At 43.2% G+C, this 685-nt stretch carries 1 protein-coding gene; it reads left to right on the forward strand.

Annotated elements, in window-relative coordinates; translation table 11 throughout:
• Positions 1-25: 25 nt before the first annotated feature.
• Positions 26-685: hypothetical protein (locus AWN68_RS13200; RefSeq protein WP_157716206.1), on the forward strand; the 660-nt coding region annotated here is incomplete at its 3' end.

Below are 685 nucleotides of genomic sequence, written 5' to 3' on the forward strand. Positions count from 1 at the left end.
GAAAATAACAAATAAATATATAGGAATGTTGCTTTCTATCGGGATGATGTTAGCAATAGTGACGGGTTGTCAAGACCCAAGTGATTTTCGAAAAGTCAGAAACGAAGCCATTACCAACCTGCAAAGGGGCGGAATGATCGACTTTGACGATATCAGGCAAAAGAAACTTCTTAAGGGGGACGACCCAAACACAGGCGTATTCACAGCTTTGATCTATGACCCAAACAACAATGCAGCATCTTATAATGTTGGGATTAGTGTTGGAGGAACTAGAGTTCAGCTAGGTGATAACTACACTACTTTTCCTACTACCTTAGAAATTAAGGCTTCTGATATCAGAGCTGCAACGGGTAATGATTTGGAGTTTGGTGAAGCTTACACCATTACTGGTGAAGTGACAACGGATGACGGAACTGTATTCGGCCCTACTTCTGTAAGTACCTCTACGAATGGTGCAGGTGAAACGACAGTCACTGGTGGAAATACAGACAATGAGCTTTTAGCGACAGGTTCGCCACAGGCATTGAGTTTTCCAGTAACTGTGGTATGTGGTACAGTAACTGAACCAAGCGCCCTTGCAGGTACTTGGACTGCTGACGAAACAAGACACTCTAGTCGTGTAGGTGAGACCCTTAATAATAACGATTACCAAATTGTTGCAGGCCCTGGTGCTAATCAGTTTACA

It is taken from the genome of Roseivirga echinicomitans (assembly GCF_001592935.1).
GTDB lineage: Bacteria > Bacteroidota > Bacteroidia > Cytophagales > Cyclobacteriaceae > Roseivirga > Roseivirga echinicomitans.